The organism is Tenebrionibacter intestinalis (genome assembly GCF_016632365.1).
GTDB classification, from domain to species: Bacteria; Pseudomonadota; Gammaproteobacteria; order Enterobacterales; family Enterobacteriaceae; genus Tenebrionibacter; species Tenebrionibacter intestinalis.
The window spans coordinates 1-415 of sequence record NZ_JAEPBH010000181.1 but is presented as its reverse complement, the minus strand read 5'-3'; the positions used below and the strand labels follow the sequence as shown (position 1 = coordinate 415).

1 protein-coding gene is annotated in these 415 nt (G+C 63.1%); it reads left to right on the top strand.

The genetic code is table 11. The features are described from left to right. Positions 1-415: hemagglutinin repeat-containing protein (locus JJB97_RS18390; RefSeq protein WP_238715533.1), on the top strand; the 415-nt coding region annotated here is incomplete at both ends.

The following is a 415-nucleotide window of genomic DNA, read 5'->3' as shown; positions in this document are numbered from 1 at the left end:
ATTGCCGGGCGCAATCTGACGCTGAACACCGTGACCACGGCGCAGCAGGAAAACTATTACGGCGACCGGCAGCACTACGACCTGAAAACGCAGACGCAGGAGGTGGGCAGCGCCGTGAGCAGCGGCGGCAGGCTGACGCTTACGGCGGGCAACAACCTGAACGCGCGCGCCGCAGACGTGACGGCAGGCGGGGCGCTTGCGGCCGGCGCGGGGAATAACCTGACTATTGAAAGCGGGGAGAGCACGCTTGACCACGTGACCCACGATAAGTGGAAGAAGAAAGGATTTTTGTCGAAAACCACCCAGGAAACGCACCATGAAACGCACCTGCGCCAGGCGCAGGGCAGCAGTTTTAGCGCAGACACGGTGACGCTCACGGCGGGCCGCGACCTGAGCGTAAAAGGCTCCACGGTGG